This is a genomic window from Bradyrhizobium oligotrophicum (assembly GCF_051168495.1).
In the GTDB taxonomy this organism is placed as follows: Bacteria; Pseudomonadota; Alphaproteobacteria; order Rhizobiales; family Xanthobacteraceae; genus Bradyrhizobium; species Bradyrhizobium oligotrophicum_A.
Window position 1 is genome coordinate 50821 of record NZ_JBNPVB010000012.1, and the last position, 22405, is coordinate 73225.

22 protein-coding genes are annotated in these 22405 nt (G+C 65.2%); 9 read left to right on the forward strand and 13 right to left on the reverse strand.

Going from position 1 to position 22405, the window contains the following annotated elements:
* Positions 1-14 precede the first annotated feature (14 nt).
* The 6 genes from glyA to ACQR1B_RS22075 all read right to left on the reverse strand — a co-directional run bounded on the left by glyA (position 15) and on the right by ACQR1B_RS22075 (position 4106).
* A complete protein-coding gene (glyA, locus tag ACQR1B_RS22050) occupies positions 15-1319 on the reverse strand; it encodes a serine hydroxymethyltransferase (RefSeq protein WP_434833792.1) in 1305 nt (434 codons plus the stop codon).
* Between the two features lie 196 nt (positions 1320-1515).
* Positions 1516-1917 (reverse strand): hypothetical protein, encoded by a 402-nt coding sequence (locus ACQR1B_RS22055; RefSeq protein ID WP_434833791.1) that lies wholly within the window; start codon positions 1915-1917, stop codon positions 1516-1518.
* A gap of 200 nt (positions 1918-2117) precedes the next feature.
* A complete protein-coding gene (locus ACQR1B_RS22060) occupies positions 2118-2339 on the reverse strand; it encodes a hypothetical protein (RefSeq protein WP_284419370.1) in 222 nt (73 codons plus the stop codon).
* An 18-nt stretch (positions 2340-2357) separates the two neighbouring features.
* Positions 2358-2582, reverse strand: a complete 225-nt coding sequence (locus ACQR1B_RS22065; RefSeq protein WP_434833790.1) for a hypothetical protein — start codon at positions 2580-2582, stop codon at positions 2358-2360.
* Positions 2583-2778: 196 nt separating this feature from the next.
* Entirely contained in the window at positions 2779-3291 is a 513-nt protein-coding gene (gene ldtR, locus ACQR1B_RS22070) for a transcriptional regulator LdtR (protein WP_008962376.1), read from the reverse strand.
* 359 nt (positions 3292-3650) lie between these two features.
* Positions 3651-4106: a DUF6163 family protein gene (locus ACQR1B_RS22075; RefSeq protein WP_434833789.1), complete on the reverse strand. Its 456-nt coding sequence runs from the start codon at positions 4104-4106 to the stop codon at positions 3651-3653.
* Positions 4107-4334: 228 nt separating this feature from the next.
* Between ACQR1B_RS22075 and hemB the strand changes: the two genes are divergently transcribed.
* The 3 genes from hemB (at position 4335) to ACQR1B_RS22090 (ending at position 7003) form a co-directional block, all read left to right on the forward strand.
* Positions 4335-5399: a porphobilinogen synthase gene (gene hemB / locus ACQR1B_RS22080; RefSeq protein ID WP_434833788.1), complete on the forward strand. Its 1065-nt coding sequence runs from the start codon at positions 4335-4337 to the stop codon at positions 5397-5399.
* A 184-nt stretch (positions 5400-5583) separates the two neighbouring features.
* A complete protein-coding gene (locus ACQR1B_RS22085; protein ID WP_434833787.1) occupies positions 5584-6123 on the forward strand; it encodes an RDD family protein in 540 nt (179 codons plus the stop codon).
* A 103-nt stretch (positions 6124-6226) separates the two neighbouring features.
* A complete protein-coding gene (locus ACQR1B_RS22090; RefSeq protein WP_434833786.1) occupies positions 6227-7003 on the forward strand; it encodes an arginyltransferase in 777 nt (258 codons plus the stop codon).
* 79 nt (positions 7004-7082) lie between these two features.
* Here the strand turns inward: ACQR1B_RS22090 and ACQR1B_RS22095 are convergent, their stop codons facing one another.
* Entirely contained in the window at positions 7083-8465 is a 1383-nt protein-coding gene (locus ACQR1B_RS22095; RefSeq protein ID WP_434833785.1) for an Nramp family divalent metal transporter, read from the reverse strand.
* Between the two features lie 201 nt (positions 8466-8666).
* Here ACQR1B_RS22095 and ACQR1B_RS22100 point away from each other — a divergent pair, with 201 nt between their 5' ends.
* Complete coding sequence (locus tag ACQR1B_RS22100) at positions 8667-9458, forward strand: class I SAM-dependent methyltransferase (protein ID WP_434833784.1); 792 nt, start codon at positions 8667-8669, stop codon at positions 9456-9458.
* A gap of 105 nt (positions 9459-9563) precedes the next feature.
* Positions 9564-10790 carry an MFS transporter gene (locus ACQR1B_RS22105; RefSeq protein WP_434833783.1) on the forward strand — a complete coding sequence of 409 codons (1227 nt, stop codon included), beginning with the start codon at positions 9564-9566 and terminating at the stop codon, positions 10788-10790.
* Here ACQR1B_RS22105 and ACQR1B_RS22110 read toward each other — a convergent pair.
* The 4 genes from ACQR1B_RS22110 to dmeF all read right to left on the reverse strand — a co-directional run bounded on the left by ACQR1B_RS22110 (position 10787) and on the right by dmeF (position 14008).
* A complete protein-coding gene (locus ACQR1B_RS22110) occupies positions 10787-11221 on the reverse strand; it encodes a universal stress protein (RefSeq protein WP_434833782.1) in 435 nt (144 codons plus the stop codon). The genes ACQR1B_RS22105 and ACQR1B_RS22110 overlap by 4 nt on opposite strands.
* A gap of 63 nt (positions 11222-11284) precedes the next feature.
* The gene (locus ACQR1B_RS22115) at positions 11285-12559 is read right to left on the reverse strand and encodes an adenylate/guanylate cyclase domain-containing protein (RefSeq protein ID WP_434833781.1); all 1275 of its coding nucleotides are present in this window, start codon (positions 12557-12559) and stop codon (positions 11285-11287) included.
* Positions 12560-12603: 44 nt separating this feature from the next.
* Positions 12604-13008 (reverse strand): arsenate reductase (glutaredoxin), encoded by a 405-nt coding sequence (arsC, locus tag ACQR1B_RS22120; protein ID WP_434833780.1) that lies wholly within the window; start codon positions 13006-13008, stop codon positions 12604-12606.
* A 34-nt stretch (positions 13009-13042) separates the two neighbouring features.
* Positions 13043-14008: a CDF family Co(II)/Ni(II) efflux transporter DmeF gene (dmeF, locus tag ACQR1B_RS22125; protein WP_434833779.1), complete on the reverse strand. Its 966-nt coding sequence runs from the start codon at positions 14006-14008 to the stop codon at positions 13043-13045.
* A 210-nt stretch (positions 14009-14218) separates the two neighbouring features.
* Between dmeF and ACQR1B_RS22130 the strand changes: the two genes are divergently transcribed.
* Both ACQR1B_RS22130 and chrA read left to right on the forward strand, forming a co-directional pair.
* Entirely contained in the window at positions 14219-15037 is an 819-nt protein-coding gene (locus ACQR1B_RS22130) for a chromate resistance protein ChrB domain-containing protein (RefSeq protein ID WP_434833778.1), read from the forward strand.
* Positions 15034-16425, forward strand: a complete 1392-nt coding sequence (chrA, locus tag ACQR1B_RS22135; protein ID WP_434833777.1) for a chromate efflux transporter — start codon at positions 15034-15036, stop codon at positions 16423-16425. The genes ACQR1B_RS22130 and chrA overlap by 4 nt, the downstream gene beginning before the upstream one ends.
* A gap of 11 nt (positions 16426-16436) precedes the next feature.
* Here the strand turns inward: chrA and ACQR1B_RS22140 are convergent, their stop codons facing one another.
* Together ACQR1B_RS22140 and parC are read right to left on the reverse strand one after the other, a co-directional pair.
* A complete protein-coding gene (locus ACQR1B_RS22140; RefSeq protein ID WP_434833776.1) occupies positions 16437-17399 on the reverse strand; it encodes a cation diffusion facilitator family transporter in 963 nt (320 codons plus the stop codon).
* 82 nt (positions 17400-17481) lie between these two features.
* Positions 17482-19734 (reverse strand): DNA topoisomerase IV subunit A, encoded by a 2253-nt coding sequence (parC, locus tag ACQR1B_RS22145; protein ID WP_434833775.1) that lies wholly within the window; start codon positions 19732-19734, stop codon positions 17482-17484.
* A gap of 971 nt (positions 19735-20705) precedes the next feature.
* Here parC and ACQR1B_RS22150 point away from each other — a divergent pair.
* Both ACQR1B_RS22150 and ACQR1B_RS22155 read left to right on the forward strand, forming a co-directional pair.
* Positions 20706-20876 (forward strand): hypothetical protein, encoded by a 171-nt coding sequence (locus ACQR1B_RS22150; protein ID WP_434833774.1) that lies wholly within the window; start codon positions 20706-20708, stop codon positions 20874-20876.
* A 317-nt stretch (positions 20877-21193) separates the two neighbouring features.
* Complete coding sequence (locus tag ACQR1B_RS22155; protein ID WP_434833773.1) at positions 21194-22405, forward strand: ABC transporter substrate-binding protein; 1212 nt, start codon at positions 21194-21196, stop codon at positions 22403-22405.

Consider the following 22405-nt stretch of genomic DNA (forward strand, 5'->3'; position numbering starts at 1 on the left):
CGTGGCTTCAAGCCTTACTGATAGATCGGGAACCGGTCGGTCAGCGCCCTCACCTTGTCCTTGACCGCAGCCTCGACCAGCGGCGCGCTGCCGTCCGGCGCCTGCGCGATCGCGTTCAGCACCTCGGCAATGAGGCCGCCGACCTGCTGGAATTCAGCGACGCCGAAGCCACGGGTCGTCGCCGCAGGCGTCCCGAGCCGCAGGCCCGAGGTGACGAACGGCTTCTCGGGGTCGAACGGAATGCCGTTCTTGTTGGAGGTGATGCCGGCACGGACCAGCGCCTTCTCCGAGACGTTGCCCTTCAGCCCCTTCGGCCGGAGGTCGACCAGCATCAGATGGTTGTCAGTCCCCCCGGAGACGATGTCGAAGCCGTGGGCACGCAGCGATTCCGCCAGCGCCTTCGCGTTCTCGACGATGTTCTTCGCGTAGACCTTGAACTCCGGCCGCAGCGCCTCGGCAAAGGCGACCGCCTTGGCCGCGATCACATGCATCAGCGGGCCGCCCTGCAGGCCCGGGAAGATCGCCGAGTTCAGCTTCTTGGTGAACTGCTCGTCGTTCCACAGGATCAGGCCGCCGCGCGGGCCGCGCAGCGATTTGTGAGTCGTGGTGGTCACGATGTGAGCATGGGGCATCGGCGAGGCATGCGCGCCACCGGCGACGAGGCCGGCGAAGTGGGCCATGTCGACCAGGAAATAGGCGCCGACGCTGTCGGCGATCTCGCGGAAGCGCTTGAAGTCCCAGGGGCGCGAATAGGCGCTGCCGCCGGCAATGATCAGCTTCGGCTTGACCTGCTCGGCCTGCCTGGCGACGGCATCCATGTCGATCAGCTGGTCCTCGCGGCGCACCGTGTAGTGCGAGGCCTTGAACCACTTGCCTGACATGTTGACCGGCGAACCGTGGGTCAGATGGCCGCCCGCGGCGAGGTCGAGGCCCATGAAGGTATCGCCGGGCTGCAACAGCGCCAGGAACACGGCCTGGTTCATCTGGCTGCCGGAGTTCGGCTGGACGTTGGCGAAATTGGCGCCGAACAGCTTCTTGGCGCGGTCGATCGCGAGGTTCTCGGCAACGTCGACCCATTCGCAGCCGCCGTAATAGCGCGCGCCCGGATAGCCCTCGGCATATTTGTTCGTCATCACCGAGCCCTGGGCCTCCAGGACCGCCCGGCTGACGATGTTTTCCGAGGCGATCAGCTCGATCTCGTGGCGTTGCCGGCCGAGCTCGCCCTTGATGGCGGCGGCGATCTCGGGATCGGCCTCGCCCAGGGTGGCGGAGAAGAAGGAATCGACGGACGATGCGGGCTTGGCGCTGGAGGCGGTCATCGGCGAAATATCTCCACGTCCGCAAAGCCTTAAGCGGCTGGCGGTCGGTTCAGTGAAGGCGGTCGGAAAAGACCCCTGCCCTTACCATACGGGCGGCGGCAGGCCAAGGGACAGTCGAGCGACAGGCCAAGCGGTTGCGGGTCAAACCGGATATTTGCGCCAGATATGGTGGACGGCCGCCGGAGCAAGCCCTGCCTCAAGCCCCGCCGCAGGAGTGCCAGCTTTCCGACATCTGCCAGGTTTCCTTGGTCCGGAGATTGGTCGCCTTGTAAATCCGTCCCCGGTCATCGCCGGGCGGGCACTTCTTCGGCTTCCAGACGGTGCAGAGCCGCACGGGATCGCCCAGCTTGGAATGGGCGACGCCAGCGTTCCACTCTGCATCGATCTGCTCGGCACCGTTCTGGTACAGCACGTGCATCCCCGGATCCATGATGAGATCACCATTGTTGCGCTTCTCGCCGCGCTTGAACGGGGTAGGCGACAGCGGCTCATCAAATCGATCAGCAATTTTCGTGATCGTCGTCTCTGCGCAGGCGCCTATTCTGGCCAGCGCTTCTCGACTGTTCGGTCCCTTCTGGGGCCGAACCGTCTCAGCCATACTCGTCTCAGCCATACTCATTGTCGGCAGGCTCAGCTCACCGCACGCGAAGGCCAAGATTACTGCCACAACAATGACTCGGGACACCAAATGCATCGCCCCCCCAAAAACAAACAACCTGCATGAAACCGGACGGTCTCATACAGGTTGTCGGTATCATGAGGCAAGCGCGCCGCGTCGGCGTTCCTCGCCCGGGCAAACTACAGGCCGGTGTAGCCCGCCTTCACCGGATCGACGCGGCCATCGAGCTGGCGCAGATAGGTCAGGCCGCATACCGTCAGGCGGTGCGGATCGCGCTCACCGGCCTCGAACAGGGTCTTGATGTAGGCGCTCACCTTGCGGCGCGCTTCGTCACTCGCCGCAGCGGTGCGGTTCGCCAGCAGGTCATAGGTGTGCATGATGCGATCGATGGCGGCTTCCATTTCATCCCCTCTTCATGGTCAGGCGTGCTGGGCCATCTCGAACATCGAGATCGCCTTGTTGGCGAGCCTGAGCTTGTTGAATTCTCCGCGGTGGATCAGCTGAACGATGATGTCGACGAGCCTTTCGTTCGGCGCGAACTCTTCCGGCATCGCGCCGGACAGGCGCAGATAGTTGGACGCGATGGCATACGCATCTCCAACCATCGCCACGTTCATGACTTGCATTCCGGCATCGCGCAACATGGTCCGACCTCCGGTCCGCGGACATAAGCCCGGGAACCCTTGATTGGTTCCATTTGAGGCGGGGTGTTTTTTGCCAATGCGAACAAGAAAAACGCCGGCCCGAGCGGGCCGGCGCAAGAACGATGTCAGACGATCATCGGCTGTCCGGTCTTGGATCCGATGTGTCGGAAGCCGGCTCAGCCGAAACGATGTGAGATCAGAGGCGGTAGAGGATCTGGTCGGTCCAGAACCGCTCGAGACGATGCAGCGACTTGTTGAGAGTCGAGAACTCCTCGCTCGAAATGCCGCCCACCTGCTCCACCGTCTTGACGTGCTTCTGATAGAGCGAGTCGACGATGCGGCGGATCTCCTGACCCTGCGGGGTCAGGCGAATGCGGACCGAGCGGCGATCGACGCGCGAACGCTGGTGATCGAGGAAGCCGAGTTCGACCAGCTTCTTCAGATTGTAGGAGACGTTGGAGCCGAGATAGTAGCCGCGCGTGCGCAGTTCGCCCGCGGTCAGCTCCTTATCGCCGATGTTATAAAGCAGCAGCGCCTGGACCGAGTTGATGTCCGAACGACCACGGCGATCGAACTCGTCCTTGATGACGTCGAGCAGGCGGCGATGCAGCCGCTCCACCAGAGTCAGGGCTTCCAAATACAGCGACTGCACAGTGCCGCCCTGGCCGGGCGCAGCAGTCTCCACGGCCGTCGCAACGGCTTTCATCATGACACTTCCCCTGTCGTCGTTTTTGTCGACTTATTCGACGAAACTTTTGTCCCGTCTGATAGAGCGAACTTAAGGGGCCTGCTTTGAAGATCGCCTTAAATAAGAGCATAAAGAGAGAATGAATCGCGGAGAGTGAATCCTCTTTTAATCGTGTAATTACAGCAGCTTTTGCAAGAGTCCATTGACGGACGGCGAGCGATGTTCGCGCTCTGTTTCATCCCCCTGTCGCATTCCAAAACAGGTGGGGATGCGCCGCTAAGGTCTCTGTAACGGCTGTGGCGGGCGCTCTTAAGGTGTTCGAAACATTACCCACATCGCGCTGAAAAGATTTACGCCGCGAAACGAATGCGACCTACCACCTATGGTGGTCGTTCGCGCGCCGCCATCCAGGCCAGCACGAGGTAGGCGGCAAGCATGACCGCCTCGCCCGCCACCACCAGCAGGTTGCCGCCATAGATGCCGGGGAACATCAGCTCGATCACCGCCATCGACACGACCGTGGTGAGCCACACCACCGCGCCCCACGGCGTCGCCAGCCACAGGCCGACGGCAGCCACGAGCTCGATCACCGCGAAATAGACCGTGGCGGCCTGCCAGGCCATGGCCTGGTTCTCGAACGCATCGTCTTCGCCGCCGATGAAGCCGGTCACCTCGGCCCAATGATAAAGGCCCTTGATGATCGACAGCATCGCCATGACCCGCAGGAACAGCACGAGCCGGCGCGTCCAGACGTTGTCGTCGCCCTCGCGCCGCTCCGAGGACATGGCGGCAATCGACATGGCGGCGTTGTCACGCGCCGAGGGGATCTCAGGCATGACCGCTCGACGCGGTCGGACACATCATCATTGGGATCATCGGGCCTCTCAAGACCAGGAGGATGGCGATTCTTGGCCGGCGGGCACGGTGAAAGCAACCGGGCCGGAAATCAACCGGACGGCTTGCGTCAGGTCAAGTGACGCGCGGCGGGCAAAGTGCTACACAATGTTGGAATACCAACAAATCGAATCCCCCGGCTCGCCGGCCAGTTCAAGGAGCCAGCCCCCATGGCGATCAAATTCGGGCGCCCGATCGACATGCGCGACGTCGCGCGCACCACGACCGCGGGAACACCGCCGCCGGCGCTCGATCTGACCATCCGGCCGCGCCGCAACCGCAAGGCCGAATGGGCGCGCCGCCTGGTGCGCGAGAACGTGCTGACGACCGACGACCTGATCTGGCCGCTGTTCGTCGTGCACGGCGAGCGGACCCGCACCACCGTCGCCTCGATGCCCGGCGTGGAACGGCTGAGCGTCGACGAGATCGTTCGCGATGCCGAGCGCGCGGCCAAGCTCGACATTCCCTGCATCGCGCTGTTCCCCTTTACCGAACCCGCGCTGCGCGACGAGCACGGCTCCGAGGCGTGCAACCCGGACAATCTGGTCTGCCAGGCCGTGCGCGCGATCAAGAAGGAGTTTCCGGAGATCGGCGTGCTCTGCGACGTCGCGCTCGACCCGTTCACCAGCCATGGCCATGACGGCCTGATCCGGGATGGCCAGATCCTCAACGACGAGACCGTCGCGGTGCTGGTCCGCCAGGCGCTCGTCCAGGCGCAGGCCGGCTGCGACATCATCGCGCCGTCCGACATGATGGATGGCCGGGTCGGCGCCATCCGCCAGGCGCTCGACCAGGCCGGTTTCCTGGACGTGCAGATCATGGCCTACGCGGCCAAATATGCCTCTGCATTCTATGGCCCGTTCCGCGACGCGATCGGCTCGGCCAAGACGCTGACCGGCGACAAGCGCACCTACCAGATGGACAGCGCCAACACCGACGAGGCGCTGCGCGAGGTCGAGCTCGACATCGCCGAGGGCGCCGACATGGTGATGGTGAAGCCGGGCATGCCGTATCTCGACGTCGTCAGGCGCGTGAAGGATACTTTCGGCATGCCGACCTTCGCCTACCAGGTGTCCGGCGAATACGCGATGATCGCAGCCGCCGCCAACAATGGCTGGATCGACGGCGACCGGGCGATGATGGAGAGCCTGCTCGCCTTCAAGCGCGCCGGCGCCGATGGCGTGCTCACCTATTTCGCGCCGCAGGCCGCCGAGCGGCTTCGCCGTCACGGCTGAACGGCCGTCGCATCGACGTCGGGCCGTCGGCGTCGGTGCTCGCCACGGCCAGGCAACAGCGACGGTTCTTCGCGAAAAAAATCGTGAAATCGCCGGAAATTTGCCGCGGGCATTGCAAGGATCGCCCCTTGCAAGCGCGCGCGCTGTTCCCATGTCTCGGTTGCTAATTCGGGAGGGCACCTTCATGGCATATACCGGCCCAGGCAATCGTGGCAGTGACGGGACCGGCCTGCGGCCACACGCCTACGATCCGTATCAGCAGCCCGAGCTGTTTCGCGGCGTGCTGACGCGGCGGATGATCGCCTTCTTCATCGATCTCCTGGTGCTTGCGGTCCCCGTGATCCTGGCCGTGATCTTCATTGCCGTGTTCGGCGTGGTCACGTTCGGCCTCGGCTGGGCGCTGTTCTGGCTGGTCTCACCGGCCTCGGTGATCTGGGCCATCGTCTATTATGGCGCCACCATCGGCGGCCCGAACTCGGCGACGGTCGGCATGCGGGTCATGGATCTGCAGGTGAGGACCTGGTACGGCGCGCCGGGGTACTTTGTGCTCGGTGCCGTGCATGCGGTGTGTTTCTGGATCTCCGTGTCGGTGCTGTCGCCCTTCGTCCTGCTGATCGGGCTGTTCAACGGACGCCGCCGGCTGCTGCACGATTTCGTGCTCGGCACCGTCGTGATCAACACGTCGGTGCGCGCGCAGCTGGCCGAACCGGCTCGGACCTGGTGAGACGACCGGTGATGCAGCAACGGGTGATGCAGCAAAAGCGATTGACCGGCCGCTTTCGGAGCGCAATTCTGTTGATGACCGCCTCGGAGGCTCACGACGTTCCTTGACCCAGCATTCGCGTGACACCCCGCAATTCTACCTGACCGCGCCATCGCCCTGCCCGTATCTGCCCGGGCGACAGGAGCGCAAGGTGTTCACGCATCTGGTCGGCGACAAGGCGACCGATCTCAACGACCTCCTGACCCATGGCGGGTTCCGACGCAGCCAGTCGATCGCCTATCGTCCGGCCTGCGACCAATGCCGGGCCTGCGTGTCGGTCCGAGTGATCGCCAACGAATTCAGGCCGTCGCGCAACTTCCGCAAAGTGCTCGCTCGCAATTCCGATCTGGTCGGCGAACAGCGCAGCGCCGTCCCCACATCCGAGCAATACTCGATCTTCCGCGGCTATCTCGATCAGCGTCACCGCCACGGCGGCATGGCCGACATGACGGTGCTCGATTACGCCATGATGGTCGAGGACAGCCATGTCGAAACGCGAATCATCGAGTACCGCCGCCGCAACCTCAGCAATGGTCCGAACGCCCGCGGCGGCGAGCTGGTCGCGGTTGCCCTGACCGACGTCCTCAGCGACGGGCTGTCGATGGTGTATTCGTTCTTCGATCCGTCCGAGACCACGCGTTCGCTCGGCACCTTCATGATCCTCGACCACATCGCGCGCGCGCGGCGCCAGGGACTTCCCTACGTCTATCTCGGCTATTGGATCGAGAACTCGAAGAAGATGGACTACAAGAGCCGCTATCTGCCGCAGCAGCGTCTGGCGGCCGCCGGCTGGCTGCGCGTCGATGCCGAAGGCGGCACGGCGCCCGAGCCGCAGGAGTGAAAGAGGGCGAATAGCGAATCGGGAGCAGCGAAGAGGGAAATCGAAAGTGCCCTATTCGCTACTCCCCATTCGCCCCTCCTCATCCCGTCGCCAGATCCCACACCAGCTTGGCGTTGAGGGCAATGATCACGGCCGCGATCAGGGCGGCAAGCGCCGTCAACCAGCGCGGCGCCACGAACTGCCCCATCTTGGCGCGGCTTGCCGTCAGCAGGACCAGCGGCACGACCGCGAACGGCAATTGCAGGCTGAGCACGACCTGACTGAGGATCAGGAGCTGCCCGGTCGCCTTCTCGCCGGCCCAGATCGTGACCACGACGGCCGGCACGATTGCGATCATGCGCGTGATCAGGCGGCGCAGCCACGGCGCGATCCGCCAATTCAGAAAGCCTTCCATCACGATCTGCCCCGAGAGGGTCGCGGTGATCGTGGAATTCAGGCCGCAGCACAGGAGCGCAATCGCGAACAGCGTCGGCGCAATCGTCGATCCCAGCAGCGGCGCCAGGAACGAATGCGCCTGGTCGAGCTCGGCCACATCATGTTGTCCGGTGCGGTGGAACGTCGCCGCCGCCAGGATCAGGATCGAGGCGTTGATGGTCAGCGCCAGGCACAATGCGATCGTGGAATCGATCGTCGAGAGCGTGATCGCCTCGCGCTTGTCGGCCGGACTGTCACCATAGCCGCGGGTCTGCACCAGGCCGGAGTGGAGATAGAGATTGTGCGGCATCACGGTCGCGCCGAGAATGCCGAGCGCCAGATAGAGCATCTCGGGATTGGCGATGAGCTGGGTGCTCGGCACGAAGCCCTTGACCACCTCGGCCCAGTCCGGCTGCGCCATCGCGATCTGGATTGCGAAGCAGAGCGCGATGATTCCGAGCAGCGCGACCACGAAGGCCTCGATCCAGCGGAAGCCGAACGCCTGCAGTGCCAGGATCAGAAAGACGTCCAATGCGGTGATGCAGACGCCGATCGACAGCGGCATCCCGAACAGCAGGCTGAGACCGATCGCGGTGCCGATGACCTCGGCGAGATCGGTGGCCGTGATCGCGATTTCCGCCGACAGCCACAGCGGGATCGAAACCCAGCGCGGCGTGGAATCGCGGCAGGCCTGGGCCAGATCGCGGCCGGTGGCGACACCGAGCCGGGTGCACAACGACTGCAGCACGATGGCCATCAGGTTGGACAGCAACGCGACCGACAGCAGCACGTAGCCGAACTTGGCACCGCCGGCGAGCGACGTGGCCCAGTTGCCCGGGTCCATGTAGCCGACGGCAACCAGATACCCGGGGCCGAGAAAAGCCAGCAGCTTTCGCCAGAGCGATCCTTGGGTGGCCGTCCGCACCGTGGCGAACATGTTGCCAAGCGACGGTTCACCGCGTTCGCCGCGCCACCCCCCCTTCATCGGGCGGTCACTCGGCGGAACCAGGGCATGCAGATGCGAAAGGTCTGTCGATTTAGCGTCCATGCCTTCATCTTGAACGAAACCGACCTTTAATGCAACTTACTTGCAAAAGCGACATCAGGGTCAGCAAACGATCACTCCGCGCTGGAAATATTCCGATACCGCTCCATCATCGGAAGCGTAGGTCCCGGCCGATTCGCAGCCCGCCTGGAACCAGCGCAGCGGCGGCGACCGGATGAGACTGCCCACTGACGAGATTTGATCATGCTGTCTACCCCCCTCGGTCTCCGGCCGACCTCCAATGTCCCCGTGTCCTGCAAGATCTGTGACGGTCCCGCCAACCTGTTCGGGGTCGTCGACATGAACCGGCCCTGCCAGACCCCGCATGCGCACCGGGCGCCGCTGTCCGGGGTTCCGATCTACTACCGGCGCTGCGAGACTTGCGGCTTTCTGTTCACGGATGCCTTCGACGACTGGAGCTTCGAGCAGTTCAAGACCCACATCTACAACGACGGCTATGAAGCCGTGGATCCGGATTATCGGGTCAAGCGGCCGACCGACAATGCGGCAGCCGTGTCCCGCTTCTGGGCGCCCCACAAAGCCAACATGCGGGTGCTCGATTTCGGCGGCGGCAACGACGTGTTCTGCACCAGCCTGCGCGCCCAGGGCTTCGCCGAGGCCGTGACCTACGATCCGATGGTATCCGAGCACGCCGGGCATCCCGATGGACAATTCGATCTGGTGACATGCTTCGAGACGCTCGAGCATGTGCCGGATCCGCTGGCCACGATCGGCGCCATCGCAGGCTACGTGGCCGAGCCCGGCGCGGTGTTCTATTCGACGTTGACGCAGCCGGACGACTTCGACAGCCAGGGCATGTCCTGGTGGTATGTCGGCCCGCGCAATGGCCACATCTCGATTCATACCCAGCAGTCGCTGGCGCTCGCCTGGGGCCGGTTCGGCTTCAAGACGGCGGCGCTCAGCGCCGGCACGCATCTGGCGTTTCGCACCCTGCCGGCGCAATGGGGCCTGACGGAGGTCTCGAGCGCCGCGTAAGCCGGCGCGGCCTCGCGGTCCGCCTTCATCGCGATCGGAAAGCGGGTGGGCGCGAGGACGCCCCGTGGCGATGATGGCGGACATCGTCACAACGGATTTCGCATCATGCCGCCCTCGTCCGCCCTGCCCGCCGGCTTTCACCGCCTCGCCTGGTCCAACCTCACGGCGCAATCGGCCGAGCAGATCGCGCTTGCCGCGGCGCCGATCGTCGCCGTGCTCGTGCTCGGCGTCGGCGAGGTCGAGACGGGACTGTTGCAGACCGCGCTGACGGCGCCTTTCGTGCTGTTCGCCATTCCGGCGGGCCTGCTCGCCGACCGCATGCCGCGACGGCTCCTGATGGCAGCCGCCGAGACCTTGCGGGCGCTCGCGCTGCTTGCGATCCTCATCGCCTTCGCAACCGGCATGCTCACACTGCCGCTGCTGGCCGCACTCGGCTTCGCAGCGGTCTGCGGCACGGTGGTCTTCAGCGTCGCCGCGCCCGCCTTGGTGCCCAAGCTGGTTGCGCCGAGCCAGTTGGCGGCGGCCAATGCGCGGATCGAGCTTGCCCGGACCATCGCCTTTGCCGGCGGCCCGGCCTTGGGCGGCATGCTGGTGGGCTGGATCGGCGGCGCGCCAGCCTTCGGCTGTGCTGCGGCGCTGTCGCTGGTCGCCGCCCTCTGCCTTGCCGGAATCGCCGAACCGGCCCGCGCACCCGCCCCGCGCCGCCATCCGCTCGCCGACATCAGGGAAGGCGTGGTCTTCGTCCTGCATCATCCGCTGCTGCGGCCGGTGTTCGTCACGCAGTTCATCTTCAACACGGCGCATTTCCTGCTGCTCGCGGTGTTCGTGCCCTATGCGGTGCACCGGCTCGGCCTGTCGGCCGGTGGCGTCGGCACGGTGCTGTCGATGTTCGGCATCGGCATGGTCTGCGGTGCCCTGCTGGCGACCCGCATCATGCGCCTGCTGCCGTTCGGCACCGTGATCGGGCTCGGCCCCGTCACCGGCTTCGCCGCGGCACTGCTGATGGCGCTCACGACCTTCGTCCCTTCGCCGCTGCTCGCGGCGCTGAGCTTCTTCCTGCTCGGCGCCGGGCCGATCCTCTGGGTGATCTCGACCACCACCCTGCGGCAGTCGGTGACGCCGGCGGGCCTGCTCGGGCGCGTCTCGGCCATCAACATCCTGAGCTACGGCGCCCGCCCGCTGGGCTCGCTGCTCGGCGCCGTCGTCGGCGGCAGCTACGGCGCCGACGCGTGTCTCTATCTCGTCGCCGCCATCTTCGGCCTGCAGGCGCTGGTCATTCTCACCTCGCCGCTCGTCGCGATGGCGCATCAGCCGGAGCCGCAGCCGGCCTAGCGGTACACCAGGATCGGCACGGTCGAATGCGTCAGCACCTTCAGGGTCTCGCTGCCGAGAATCGCAGACACCCCGCGCAGCCCATGCGAAGCCATCAGCACCAGATCGCAGTGCTCGTTGCGGGCCGTCTCGACGATCGCCTCATAGGGCTTGTCGTGCTCGACGCACAGCGTGGCGCAGGCGACGCCGGCCTGCTCCGCGTCCTCCTTCACGTGGTCCAGATATTTCGCGGTCTGGTCCGCCACCAGCGACTTGTATTGCGCCAGCGCCTTGGTGGCGGCGTGGGGATCGACGACCAGCGAATGCAGCGGCGTCGAGACCACCAGCGCCGTGACCTTGGCGCCGGTCGCCTTCGCCAGCGCGACGCCATGCCTGATCGCGGCCCTGGACAGGTCGGAGCCATCGGTCGGCAACAGGATATGCGTGTACATGAGATCGATCTCCCCAGCGGACGGATGCTGGGCAGACTCGCACCTGCCGGGCATTGACGTGGGTCAATGGTGCGACATCTCGTCCGCGAGGTAATTCTCATAGGCCCTGGTCGCCGGCAGGCTCGCTGCGATCTCCGGATCGAGCGTGTAGAGATCCTGCGCGCGGCCGATGCCGCGCAGCGCGTAGCGCCCGGTCGACACCAGATAGCGGCGGCCCTCGTCGTCGAGCCCCGCCGAAAACTCCGAGGAGGCCAGGAGTTCGCGATCGACCGAGCGGCACATCGAGGCGATGCGGCTGACCTCGTTGACGGCCGGCCCCACCACCGTGAAGTCGAGCCGGTCCTCGCTGCCGATGTTGCCGTAGAACACTTCGCCGACATGCAGCCCGACATAGGCCGATGTCACCGGCCTGCCCTCACCTCCGCGCCGCGCATTGAGCTTGGCGATGTTGAGGCGGAAGCGATGCTCGGCGCGCAGCGCCGCCCGGCGGGCGGCTTCCATGTCGCCGCCGGTGAAGATCGCCAGCACGCCGTCGCCGATCAGCTTCAGCACGTCGCCGCCGCTCTCGTAGATCGCGTCGATCGAGGCTTCCGCATAGTCGTTGAGCAGCGGGATGATCTCGTCCGGCGAGATGCTCTCGGAGATCGCGGTCGAACTGCGCAGGTCGGAGAACCACAGCACGGCGTTGATGCGCTCGGTGACGCCGCGGGAGATGCGGCCGCGCAGCACCTGCTCGGAGGCGTCACGGCCGAGATAGACGCGGCCGAGCGTGCGCACGATGTCGACCTGCTGCGCGGATTTGATCGTCAGCGCCAGCAGCGGGATCAGATCCCGCAATGCGCCGATCTGCGTGTCGGTGAAGCCGCCGTCGCGGCGCGTCAGCCAGTTCGAATAGAAGCAGTCCATCTGGCCGAGCGTGCCCGCGTCGCCGAACCGGTGTACGAAGGCGAGGTAGTGCCGATGCCCCTGGGCGGACAGATCATCGATGATCGGGAAGTCGAGATGCGGGGAATTCATCAGGTCGATGCTGAACTCATCATCGCCGTTCTCCAGCATGTGATGGAAGACCGAGCGCCGCCAATTCTGCGCCGCCTCGCCCTCGTTGCTGGAGCCATATTCGAAGCTGTCGGCTTCGTTCGTCTCGCAATCGTTCCAGCGGAAGCCGCGCCCCTCGAAAATCGGATGCAGCGTATCGATGATCGCAAGGCTGCGCGACAATTCCATCCCGGCCGCGCAGCACCGCTCGCAGAAACCGCGCAGGATCTCGTTTTCCGGCATGCCGGTCAGGCTCTGAGCGACGAGCCAGTTGATCACTTCAAGACGGGTCGCCGTGTCCATGGGTCAACTCACCAACACGTCACATTATGCTCTACCGGAACCATTCAGGCGGACGAGCTCACCACTTCGCCATCTTCCTTCGTGAACGACGCGACGGGATGGTCCAGCAGATCGAACACGAGTTCGGAGGGACGGCAGAGCCGCGCACCCTTGCCGGTCACCACGATCGGCCGGTTGATGAGGATGGGATGTACGAGCATCGCCTCGATCAGCTGGTCGTCGGTCCATTTGGGATCCTCCAGCCCCAGTGCGGCATAGGGCGTGCCCTTCTCGCGCAGCAGCTCACGCACCTTGACGCCCATCGCATTGATCAGCGCGATCAGCTGCTCGCGGCTCGGCGGCGTCTTCAGATATTCGATCACATTGGGCTCCTCGCCCGAGGCGCGGATCATCGCCAGCGTGTTGCGCGACGTGCCGCAGGCCGGATTGTGATAGATCGTTACGGTCATCAAAGCAGTCCATCAATGTAAAACGAAGCACTTATCAGACATGCAAGCCGTGCTCCACCTCGACGGTGACATGGCTCAGGCCGTGCAGGTCCCTCAGGCGCTGCTTGTACATCGCGGGGGCCAAAGGTGAACTGGAGACGATCGAAACGACGACAGCCCGATGACCCGGTCCGACCTGCCACAGATGCAGGTCGGTGACGCGGTCCCCGCCCGCCTCCAGCCGCGCCCGGATCGTGGCTTCCAGGCGGCGGTCGCCGTTGACGTCGAGCAGCACCGCGCCGGCATCGCGGATCAGGCCGTAGGCCCAGCTCGCGATCACGGCGCTGCCGACCACGCCGACGGCGGCATCGGCCCAGCTCCAGCCGAGAACCATCCCGATCAGCAGTGCGCCGATGGCGAGCAGCGAGGTCGCCGCGTCCGCCAGCACGTGCAGATAGGCGGCGCGCAGATTGTTGTCGTGGTGGTGGCGGTGATGATGGTCGTGATGATGACCATGGCCGCCGTGATCATCATGATGCTCGGCGTGACCATGATGGTGGTGCTGGTGCGAATCGGCCAGCAGCCAGGCGCTGGCGAGATTGACCAGGAGCCCCAGCACCGCGACCGCAATCGCCTCGCCGTAGGCGATGGGCTGTGGGTTGAGCAGCCGGACCACGCTTTCGTAGGCGACCTGGATGGCGATGATCAGCAGAATGAGCGCGCTGGAAAAGGCGGCGAGCTCGCCGAACTTGCCGGTACCGAAGGTAAAGGACGGATTGCGGGCGTGCCGGCGGGCGAACAGATAAGCGAGCCCGGCGATGCCGAGCGCCGCCGCATGCGTACCCATGTGCCAGCCGTCGGCGAGCAACGCCATCGATCCGAACAGCGAGCCGGCGGCGATCTCGCCGGCCATCATCAGAAGGGTCAGGCCGACCACGACCCAGGTGCGGCGCTCGTTGCGCTCGTGCTGCGCGCCCAGGAAGACGTGATCATGTGCCCAATGATCGGCTTGTGATGGCATCGACCGTTCTCCTCGCTTCCCCCGCATCCGTGTCGGCACGACCCACGCGGCGCGTCATCCACGTTACCACAGGACGCAGCGACCGCTGTGCGCCGCGATTGACAGAGCCAAGCGGTTCCGCTGTAATGATCCATATGGGGACCTCGCGATCTCCCCACGAGGCGACATGCCCAAGTATCGCGTCCCGTCATTTTGACACGAGGACGCATCATGTCATCCTTCGCATCGATTTCTCCTGACAAGCTCAACCGTCTGATCGGAACCCCGCAGGCCCCGATCCTCATCGACGTCCGCACCGACGAGGATTTCGCCGCCGATCCACGCCTCGTTCCCGGCGCGATCCGGCGCCGTGCCGTGGAGGCTTCGCAGTGGAGCGCGGAATTCGCCGGCCGCTCCGTGATCGTGATCTGCCAGCGTGGCGCCAAGCTGTCGCATGGCGCTGCGGCTTGGCTACGTATCGCCAAGGCTGCGGCAGAGAACCTGGAGGGCGGTTTCGAGGCCTGGAAGGCCGCAAGCCTGCCGCTCGTTCCCGTGGCCAGATTGCCGCCGCAAGACGCCGACGGGCGAACCGTCTGGGTGACCCGCGCCCGGCCCAAGATCGACCGTATCGCCTGCCCCTGGCTGATCCGCCGCTTCGTCGATCCGCAGGCCGTGTTTCTGTTCGTCGCGCCATCCGAGGTCATGGCGGTGGCCGAGCGCTTCAAGGCCGCCGCCTTCGACGTCGAGGCCACGTTCTGGAGCCACCGCGGCGAGCTCTGCACCTTCGACGTGATGATCGAGGAATTCGGGCTGACCACGCCTGCCCTGCAGCGCCTCGCGACCATCGTGCGCGCGGCCGACACCGCGCGGCTCGACCTCAGCCCGGAGGCGGCGGGCCTGCTCGCCGCCTCGCTCGGCCTGTCCCGCATCTACGACGACGACCTCGCGCAGCTCGACGCCGGCCTTGCGCTCTACGATGCGTTCTATCGCTGGTGCCGCGACGCGACCGGCGAATCGCACAACTGGCCGACCAACAGGGTGAAGCCATGACCGAGCTGGTCTCATCACATGCCTCCACCGAAGCTGACGCCGCCCACGGCGTCAGCTTCGCCGAGGCGTTCAAGGTTTGGCTGCGCGTGGCGCTGCTGTCGTTCGGCGGGCCGGCCGGCCAGATCGCGGTCATGCATCGGATCATCGTTGACGAGAAGCGCTGGGTGTCGGAGAGCCGTTTCCTGCACGCGCTGAACTACTGCATGCTGCTGCCGGGCCCGGAGGCGCAGCAGCTCTCGACCTATATCGGCTGGCTGATGCACCGCACGGCCGGCGGCCTGATGGCCGGCGGATTGTTCATTCTGCCGGGCGTCATTGCGATCATGGCGCTGAGCTGGGTCTATGTCGCGTTCGGCCACGTCTGGTTCGTCGAGGCGCTGTTCTTCGGGCTGAAGGCCGCCGTGCTCGCGATCGTCATCCAGGCCGTGGTGCGCGTCGGCAGCCGTGCGCTGCGCAACAACGTCATGATCGGCATCGCCGCGGCGGCATTCATCGCGATTTTCCTCTTCGCGGTGCCGTTTCCGCTGATCATCATCGCCGCCGGCCTGATCGGCTATCTCGGCGCACGCGCCGGACGCTCCGAGTTCGCGGCAGCCGGCCATGGGTCCGGCGGCAATGGCGATGGCGACAGCGCGCTCGGCGAGGCCCTGCCCGAACACGCCAAGCCGAATGCGCAGCGCACGATCCTCACCGCGCTGGTCTGGCTGGCGCTGTGGCTCGTGCCGGTCGCTGCGCTGCTGGTAGCTCTCGGCCCGGCCAATACGTTCAGCCAGATCGCTCTCTTCTTCAGCAAGATGGCGATGGTGACGTTCGGCGGCGCCTATGCGGTGCTCGCCTACGTCGGACAGCAGGCGGTCGAGCATTATCACTGGCTCAAGCCCGCGGAGATGCTGGACGGACTGGGCATGGCCGAGACAACGCCGGGGCCGCTGATCATGGTGCTGCAATTCGTCGGCTTCCTCGCCGCCGCGCGCGATCCCGGATCGCTCTCGCCGCTGATCGCCGGCACGCTGGGCGGGCTGCTCGCGACCTGGGTGACGTTCGCGCCGTGCTTCCTGTGGATCTTCGTCGGGGCGCCCTATATCGAGCGTCTGCGCGGCAACACGGGATTGGCGGGCGCGCTGGGCGCGATTACGGCCGCTGTCGTCGGCGTGATTCTCAACCTGTCGATCTGGTTCGCGCTGCATACGCTGTTTCACCGGACCTTTCCGGTCAGCGGCTTTGGCCTGGACTTCGATGCGCCGGTGCCGTCCAGCATCAATGGCCCGGCCTTCGTGCTGGCAGTCGCCGCGGCGGTCGCGATCATCCGCTTCAAGCTCGGCATGCTGACGGTGCTCGCCGCCGCCTGCGCCGCCGGCGTCCTTTTCAGGCTGGCGGGCTGGAGCTGACGCATCGCAGCTCACACCACGTCGGCGGGCGCCAGCTTGCAGATGCTGCCGTCGGCCTCGACCTGCAGGGTCGCATGCTGGATGTTGAAGCGCTGTGACAGCTCGGCACAGACGCGGTGCAGGAACGCGTCATCGCTGCCGCCGGGCCGCACCAGATGCACCGTCAGCGCGGTCTCGTTGGTGCTCATCGCCCAGATGTGGAGATCGTGCACCTCGCTGACGCCGTCGAGCGCGGCGAGATAGTCGCGCACCGCCGGCAGCGCGATGTCGCGCGGCACGGCGTCGAGCGCGAGGTTGACGCTGTCGCGCGCCAGTTCCCAGCCGCTCAGCAGCACCACCAGCGCAATGATCAGGCTGACGACCGGATCGACCCACAGCCAGCCGGTCCAGATCGTGATGGCGGCAGCGACGACGACGCCGAAGGACACGGCGGCATCGGCCGCCATGTGCAGATACGCGCCGCGAATGTTGAGGTCGCTGTCGCGGCCGCGCATGAACAGGAGCGCGGTCGCGCCGTTGATGACGATGCCGAGCGCGGCGACCCACAGTACGGTTGCGCCGGCCACCTCGCCCGGGTTGCGCAGCCGGTCGAAGGCCTCGACCGCGATGCCGCCGACCACGAGCAGCAGCAGACCCGCATTGATCAGCGCGGCCAGGATCGAGGCGCGGCGATAGCCGTAGGTGTGGCGGTCGGTCGGCCTGCGGCCCGACAGCCACAGCGCGCCCCAGGCGAGGAGCAGCGACATCACGTCGGACAGATTGTGGACGGCGTCCGAGATCAGCGCAAGCGAATGCGCGGCGTAGCCGAACACGAGTTCGGCAATGACGAAGGCCGTGTTGAGCGAGACGCCGATTGCGAACGCTGCGCCAAAACCGGCGGGCGCGTGGCTGTGGCCGGCATGGCTGTGGGCATGAGAGTGGCCATGATCATGAGAATGGTCATGGCCGTGATGGTGAGAATGCGAGTGCGCCATCCGACGGGTCCCCGGCGATCGCGCAACCCGCGATCGCCCGCTGTCTGATATAGACGGCCGCCGGACGGATACTATTACGTCACTACTCGATCGGCCGGTTGAACTTGTTCGACTTCGGCAGGCCCTGCGCGATGCGACCGGCGTCGGCGCGGTTGCCGCGGTAGTCGGCCAGGTCCTTCCAGCTCAGGCCCTGGTCGCGGCCGGCGGAGTCCTTCCAGGCCAGCCCCTGCTTCTGCTCGAAGGTGGCAACGTCGGACAACTGCGCGCTGGTGTATTTCTGTAGCCGCACGCCGCGGCCGCGCGCCATCTCTGGCACCTGGTCGAGGCCGAACACCACCATCTTGTGGTTGGAGCCGATGACCGCGACCTGATCGCCCTGGACGGTGGTGATCGCGCGCGCTTCCGCCGGCGCCGTCACGTTCAGCACCTGCTTGCCCTTGCGGGTGTTGCTGACGCAATCCTCCTCCTTGACCACGAAGCCCTGGCCATCGGACGCCGCCACCAGGAATTTGCGCTCGCCCTTGCTGACGAACATCGAGACGATCGAGGCATCCTGATCGAGATCGATGAACATGCGGATCGGCTCGCCATGGCCGCGTCCGCCCGGCAGCTTGCCGACGTCGAGCGAGTAGAACTTGCCGTTGGAGGCAAACAGCAGCACCTTGGAGGTGTTCTCGGCGAAGAACGCCTGCCCCAACTGATCGTCGGTCTTGAAGGTCAGGTTCGACAGGTCGGCGACGTGGCCTTTCAGCGTACGCACCCAGCCCTTGTCGGAGACGACGACCGTGACCGGCTCGCGCTCGATGAAGGCCTCCTCGATCGCGGCGAGATCGTGCTCCGGCGCGTCGGCGAAATTGGTGCGGCGCTTGCCGAGCGGCGTTTTCGGCCCGAACATGTCGCGCACGGTCTTGACCTGCTCGCCGACCCTGGCCCACTGGACCTCCTCGGAGGCAAGCAGCGCGTTGATGCCCTTCAGCTCATTGCGCAGGTTCTTGTCCTCGGTGCGGATCTCCATCTCCTCGAGCTTGCGCAGAGAGCGCAGGCGCATGTTGAGGATGGCCTCGGCCTGCACCTCGGTGAGCTTGAAGGTCTTCATCAGGACCGGCTTCGGCTCATCCTCGGTGCGGATGATCCGGATCACCTCGTCGATGTTGAGGTAGGCGATCAGATAGCCGCCGAGAATCTCCAACCGGTTCTCGATCTGCTTCTTGCGATAGTTCGAGCGCCGCAGCAGCACGTCGCGCAGATGATCGAGCCATTCGCGCAAGGCTTCGGCGAGGCCGACCACCTTCGGAATCTTGCCCTTGATCAGCACGTTGAGGTTCAGCGGAATCTTGCTCTCGAGATCGGTCAGCCGGAACAGCGATTCCATCATCAGCGCCGGATCGACGTTCTTCGACTTCGGCTCGATGACGAGCCGCACGTCCTCGGCGGATTCGTCGCGGACGTCGCCGACCAGCGGCAGCTTCTTCTCGTTGAGCAGCTCGGCGATCTTCTCGACCAGCCGCGACTTCTGCACGAGATAGGGGATCTCGGTGATGACGACGATCCAGGTGCCGCGATTGCCCTCCTCCTGCTTCCACTTGGCGCGGACCCGGAACGAGCCGCGGCCGGTGGTGTAGGCCTCGATGATCTGTTCCTTGGAGTCGATCACGGTGCCGCCGGTCGGGAAGTCCGGCCCCTTGACCCAGCGCAGCAGCGCGCGCGACTTGGCGTCGGGCTTCTCGATCAGATGCAGCGCGGCGTCGCACAGCTCGGCGGCGTTGTGCGGCGGAATCGAGGTCGCCATGCCCACGGCGATGCCCTGCGCGCCGTTGGCGAGCAGGTTCGGGAAGCCGCCGGGCAGCACCACCGGCTCCTTGGACTGGCCGTCATAGTTCGGACGGAACTCGACGCCGTCCTCGTCGATGCCTTCCAGCAGCAGCCGCGCGACATCGGTCATGCGCGCTTCGGTGTAGCGGTAGGCGGCGGCATTATCGCCGTCGATGTTGCCGAAATTGCCCTGGCCGTCGACCAGCGGATAGCGCGAGGAGAAATCCTGCGCGAGGCGCACCATGGCGTCGTAGATCGCCTGGTCGCCATGCGGATGGAACGAGCCCATCACGTCGCCGACGATCTTGGCGGACTTCTTGAACGCCGTGCCGGGATCGAGCCGCAGCAGCCGCATGCCGTAGAGGATGCGCCGGTGGACCGGCTTGAGGCCGTCACGCGCGTCGGGCAGGGCGCGATGCATGATGGTCGAGAGCGCGTAAGCGAGATAGCGCTCTTCCAGCGCCTCGCGCAGTGCGACCTCATGGATCTCCGCCGGCTCCGGCGGAATCAGTGATTTTCCCATTAGCGTTGCGCTTTCAGTGGGTTAGCCCAAAGGCTTGAGCTGACGTGAACGATTTGGGAACACGCTTTATGCGATGACGCGGCGCGGCGCAATGACGGGGCGGCCGGGTTCCGCGGGGAATGAGCCGTATCCAGCGGCGAACCGGAGCGGTTGTTGCACATCTCCGACATGCCCCCTCCATTGGAACGCTCCCTAGAGGACGCGACCATACCGTTAGGCGCCTCTCGGCATTCGGTCGCCGCTTAGCCGACGCCATCTCCCCTTGCTCGTCATGGCCGGGCTTGTCCCGGGCATGACGAGTTCTGGGCGACTGTTGCGCATCATCGCTTCATCACGTGCGTACAGACATACGGCTGCCTTCTCGCGGCACGTTCGGCGCCCGAGCTATCAAATCAAACCGCCCTCCAGTCGAAGGGCGCAGGGAAGGCCGGACCTCGACTGAGGTCCGTGGCCCGCCTGCGAGAAAGAATGCAGGCGGCAGGTACCACGGGTCAGCCGGACGACCCGGCCTTCCCTGCGCGATGGGTTGACGATTTATACGCAGTCTCCCTGGTGTCCGGGCTTGTAGCCACCATCGCCCGCGGGATGCACGAGGCATCGACCACGAACTTGACGCCAGCATCGGGGCGCCAGGACGCTGCGACTTCACCGTCCTGCCGGACTCGTTCGTCCGCGCGCAACCGACGCGCTGCGAGCCAGCAGGCCACCGCATCCCCACCTCGCGTGTCGTGACGATCGCGCGCAACGCCCCTCCGAGTGAGGCGGGATGGCCGGAAACATCGGCCTGATTTGCCCGACGACACAAGCCGGGACAGCTGCGGCAGATTAGCTCGACGGGCAGTTTGCGCATGGGAGATACGCTTTTCTGCATCTCCGAAGCAGCCCATGCGGGAACCGCCCTGCCCTACGGCGCGTTACCGAGCATCAAATCATCGCTTATCCCAGCGTAACGCGTGAGCGATTGCCAGCTGATGACGCAGGCACTGGACGGCGCGATCGCGGCCCTGCCCGAGCCGATCAGCTCGACCCATGTCACCCTGCTCGCCGAATGCGTGCTGCGCGCCGCCAAGACCGGCGAACGCGATCCCGCCGTGATGCAACGGCTGGCGCTGCTCGAACTGCAGATCATGCCGCGCGTGTAGGACGGACTTCCTTACTATCATCCCCACTCCGTCATTCCGAGGCAAGGCCGCAGGCCTTGAACCCGGAATCTCGAACTTGTCTGGCGGCCATCATCTCCGGATTCCGGGTTCAATCGTCAACGCGCGGACGCGCGTTGACGATTGCCGCGGAACGACCGCGAGAAGCGGCCAAGTCGCGCTGCGGCCAGGACGCCTCGCAACACCGCAGGTGTCGTTGTGCACTGCGCCTGTGTCATTCGTCATTGACAAATCCATTCGCCATTGCCTAACTTCCAGCGATCGCCGCCGATAGAGCGGACAAACCGGGGAGGATCTTCATGCGACGGCAGCTGCTCGCCTGCGCGTTTCTGGCAACGACGTCATTCATCGCGACCAACGCTGTCGCTCAGGTCTCCGACGACGTGGTCCGCATCGGCGTGCTGACCGACCTTTCCAGCTGGGGCCGCGACAACAGCGGACCGGGCTCGGTGGAAGCCGCGAAGATGGCGGTGGAGGAGTTCGGGCCCAATGTGCTCGGCAAGCCGATCGAGATCATCAGCGCCGATCACCAGATGAAGACCGACGTCGGCACGACCGTCGTGCGCGACTGGTTCGACAACGGCAAGGTCGACGCCGTCGTCGACATCCCTAATTCCGGCATCGCGATCGCCGTGCACAACATGGTGCGCGAGCGCAACAAGATCGCGCTGCTGTCAGGCCCCGGCGCGAGCTCGCTGACCGACGAGTTGTGCAGCCCGAACACGGTGCACTTCACCTACGATACCTATGCGCTGTCAAAGGTGACGACCTCGGCCGTCATCAGCCAGGGCGGCAAGTCCTGGTACTTCATCACGGCGGACTATGCGTTCGGCCAGCAGCTGGAAAAGGACGCGACGCGCTTCATCAAGGAGCTCGGCGGCAGCATTCTCGGCGGCGTCAAGCATCCGACCAATACCGCCGACTTCTCCTCCTTCGCGCTGCAGGCGCAGAGCTCGAAGGCCGACGTCGTCGCCTTCGCCAATGCCGGCCAGGACACCGACAACGCCATCAAGCAGTCCGGCGAGTTCGGCCTGGTCAAGGGCGGCCAGAAGCTGGTCGGCCTGTTGATGTTCGACACCGACGTGCACGCGATCGGCCTCGATGCCGCACAGGGCACCTACATGACCACGGCGTCTTACTGGAACATGGACGAGGCCACGCGCGCCTGGTCGAAGAAGTTCTATGCGCGTACCAAGGTGATGCCGACGATGATCCAGACCGGCGTCTACGGCGCCGTGCTGCATTATCTCAAGGCGATCAAGGCGGCCGGCAGCGACGAGCCGAAGGCGGTGATGGCCAAGATGCGCGAGCTGCCGATCGAGGATACCTTCGTCCATGGCGGCAAGTTGCGCGAGGATGGCCGCGTCATCCGCGACATGTATCTCGCCCGCGTCAAGAAGCCGTCGGAGTCGAAGGAGCCGTGGGACTATCTGGAGATCGTCAAGACCGTGAAGGGCGAGGATGCGTTCCGGCCGGTCTCCGAATCCAAATGCCCGCTGCTGAAGAAGTAG